The sequence below is a fragment of the Dorea sp. MB18-49 genome (assembly GCF_023669465.1).
Lineage (GTDB): Bacteria > Bacillota > Clostridia > Lachnospirales > Lachnospiraceae > Dorea_A > Dorea_A longicatena.
The window spans coordinates 1-2,145 of sequence record NZ_JAMOYX010000096.1 but is presented as its reverse complement, the minus strand read 5'-3'; the positions used below and the strand labels follow the sequence as shown (position 1 = coordinate 2,145).

Annotated in this window: 4 protein-coding genes; 2 read left to right on the top strand and 2 right to left on the bottom strand. The window is 33.2% G+C overall.

Annotated elements, in window-relative coordinates; genetic code table 11:
* The first annotated feature begins 221 nt into the window (after positions 1-221).
* The gene (locus NCY30_RS14870) at positions 222-482 is read left to right on the top strand and encodes a type II toxin-antitoxin system Phd/YefM family antitoxin (protein ID WP_161159885.1); all 261 of its coding nucleotides are present in this window, start codon (positions 222-224) and stop codon (positions 480-482) included.
* Positions 472-783, top strand: a complete 312-nt coding sequence (locus tag NCY30_RS14865) for a type II toxin-antitoxin system RelE/ParE family toxin (RefSeq protein WP_117597511.1) — start codon at positions 472-474, stop codon at positions 781-783. Before NCY30_RS14870 ends, NCY30_RS14865 begins: the two co-directional genes overlap by 11 nt.
* A 371-nt stretch (positions 784-1,154) precedes the next feature.
* Here NCY30_RS14865 and NCY30_RS14860 read toward each other — a convergent pair whose 3' ends face one another.
* The gene (locus NCY30_RS14860) at positions 1,155-1,844 is read right to left on the bottom strand and encodes a UPF0261 family protein (RefSeq protein ID WP_161169931.1); all 690 of its coding nucleotides are present in this window, start codon (positions 1,842-1,844) and stop codon (positions 1,155-1,157) included.
* A 4-nt stretch (positions 1,845-1,848) separates the two neighbouring features.
* Positions 1,849-2,145: PadR family transcriptional regulator (locus NCY30_RS14855; RefSeq protein WP_250818879.1), on the bottom strand; the 297-nt coding region annotated here is incomplete at its 5' end.

Here is a 2,145-nt window from a genome sequence, read left to right as displayed (position 1 = left end):
AAGTATATGAACTGTATGAACCAAAAAAGGAAATACACAATAGATACAATTAAGAAATAAGATCAGAAGTCTTTTACACCAGAAAATAGATTTACAAGAAAAATAATCTGTTATTGAACCGAAAAATTGGGGTGAATTGGATTATTATCATATAATAGTATATAAAGATTGAAAAAGGACATAATTATGGTATAATTAAACCATAAAAGGAGGTGCTGATTATGCCACAAATAATTCCTATAAAAGAATTGAAAAATACTTCTGAAATTTCTGAGATGTGTCATAGGACAGAGGAACCTATCTATATTACAAAAAATGGATATGGAGATATGGTTATCATGAGTATGGAGAATTATGAATCGACAATGAAACAGCTTGCAATGTATCGCGATATTGAAATATCTGAAAGGCAGATCGAAACAGAGCAGGTAAAAGATGCAAGAAAGGCACTGGGTGAAATGAGGGCAAAGTATGGTTTATAAATTAAATGTTACAGATCATGCAGACGAATTACTTGATAATCTTGTGTATCATTTGATTTACCGCCTGAAAAACAAAGAAGCTGCAAAACATTTGTTAGATAGTGTAGAAAGTATTTATGACCGATTGGTGGAGAATCCATACCAATTTCCGAAAAGTCGGGATATGTATTTGGCAAAAAAAGGATATTATGAGGCGGTTATTCCACAAATGAATTATATCGTGATATTTGATGTAAGAAAAGATATTGTAAATATAGTTGGTATTTTTCATCAATTAGAGAATTATCTAAGCAAATTGTAATATAAGAAAATGATGTATTATATTAAAGAGCAATTGACATAAATTTGTATGAAGTTTATTGTAATAATACCAATAGGCAACTTGAGTGTCTGTTAAGCGAAGAAGTAAGGTGTTGTGCCAGAGGATTAATGCCTTGCGAGTTTTATAAGGGTTTGGCATTTACCACAATCTGGCTAGAGAATGCAGACTCTCAAAAAAAATGCCAGAGGCTCTGTTTTATACAGGGGCTTTCTTTTTGACTAAATTGCATGAAAGCAATTCACGAGGACTTGCCCAGTAGGAAAAGAGAGAAACTGATCATAATCTTTGATAAAAAAGTCAGGTTGATTATATTTAATCTTCCTGACTTTTCTACATATAATTAGGTATTACTATAGCTCATTTAAAACGTACTCTCGTGGCAGATTCCTCTTCGCACCGATAATATACAGAATTGCCGGCATATAACAGGAGAAAAAGATAATAACCTGCATAAGAAGCGGAAGCTTATAATTAAAATGTCCTACAGACGCTCCAGCATTAAAAATCATATAAAGAGTAACTACGATATCGAAGATAACTGCAGTTACCAACAAAATCTTCCCATTATTCACGAGCTGTGCAGATTTTTCGGTTGTGCCACAATCGCGTTCAGCGGTATTCCCAAATGATAAAGATAGCAAAAAGAAAGTAAGACCAATTGCTGCAACAAATAATACAAGTAATCCGGTTTGTGCAAGTTCAGACGGAATTATAATTGTATAAAATAATGCAAGTAATAGGATTAGTGAAAAAAGTGCTGTTCCAAGAATTCCTGTTAATTGATAATAAATTCCGGCACTTTTTAACAGATAGCGACCACCTGGAGCCTTGCTGCCACCGATAGAGTAAAGCAATTCATCACAAAATTCAGTTGGGGTCATGTCCAAAACATCTTCAAAATCTTCTCCACGTTTTTCAGCTTCAAGAGCCATTCCAGTAAGATCCCGTTCAAATTGCCTAATTTCAGAATCTAACAAAGGAAAGGTACGGATATGGCGCATCATTTGCCGTATTATTTTTTGATCTTTTTTATTCAACATGATTTTATACCTCCGTATCAAATACCTGGTTTACAGATTGGGATATCTGTTTCCAGTTTGTTTTAAATTCGTTCAAATATTCTACTCCATCTGGTGTAATGGAATAATATTTTCTGCTTGGACCCAGTGGAGAAGGCTGCATCTCAGAGGTAATAATTCCTTTTTTTTCAAGACGAACCAATAATGGATAAATGGTTCCTTCCTTTATATCTTTAAATCCATAACCCAGAAGAGTTGTAACAATTTCATAACCATAAGATGTATTTTTGGATAATATTTTTAAAATACATCCTTCTAATGT

Excerpts from the sequence above, each read along its gene's own strand:
- NCY30_RS14860 (WP_161169931.1), bottom strand. The coding sequence starts at position 1,844 with ATGTTGAATAAAAAAGATCAAAAAATAATACGGCAAATGATGCGCCAT.
- NCY30_RS14870 (WP_161159885.1), top strand. The coding sequence starts at position 222 with ATGCCACAAATAATTCCTATAAAAGAATTGAAAAATACTTCTGAAATT.
- NCY30_RS14865 (WP_117597511.1), top strand. The coding sequence starts at position 472 with ATGGTTTATAAATTAAATGTTACAGATCATGCAGACGAATTACTTGAT.